Below are 534 nucleotides of genomic sequence, written 5' to 3' on the forward strand. Positions count from 1 at the left end.
CTTGTACTGCTCGCGGATCAGGTCCTCGTTGCTCAACTCTTCATCGCTGGCGTAGCCCCAGTATTCCTTGCGCACCCGCTCGTGCAGCCATTCGGCGCAGGCCTCGGCGAGACGATCGGCGAGCGCCTTGACATTGATCGAGTTGTAGTCGTCTCCATTGTGCTGGTAGGACTTGGCGACGTCGTCGGCGGCGTTACCGGCGGTGCAGTTGAAGCCGCCGACGTTGTCGGTCACGCCGCTTTCCTTCGGGGGGACGACGTCGGCCAGCGACAGGTTCGGCTTGGCATCGGGCTTGACGATTTGCTGGCGCAGTCGGCTGTGATACCGAGACTCGCAGCAATATCCGTACGGGCTCGGTGCTGATCACCGAACTGGCGCAGCCGGACGAACCGCCGCAGCGGTGGCGGATGCCCTTGTACTGCTCGCGGATCAGGTCCTCGTTGCTCAACTCTTCATCGCTGGCGTAGCCCCAGTATTCCTTGCGCACCCGCTCGTGCAGCCATTCGGCGCAGGCCTCGGCGAGACGATCGGCGA

2 pseudogenes are annotated in these 534 nt (G+C 63.7%); both read right to left on the minus strand.

Features of this window, described 5'->3' with window-relative positions:
• A pseudogene (locus U8L64_RS00690) lies at nt 1-312 on the minus strand (vitamin B12 dependent-methionine synthase activation domain-containing protein); the annotation flags it as partial.
• Between the two features lie 91 nt (nt 313-403).
• Nucleotides 404-534, minus strand: a pseudogene (locus tag U8L64_RS20235) (vitamin B12 dependent-methionine synthase activation domain-containing protein); the annotation flags it as partial.

It is taken from the genome of Pseudomonas sp. FIP_A4, from assembly GCF_036701605.1.
In the GTDB taxonomy this organism is placed as follows: domain Bacteria; phylum Pseudomonadota; class Gammaproteobacteria; order Pseudomonadales; family Pseudomonadaceae; genus Stutzerimonas; species Stutzerimonas phenolilytica.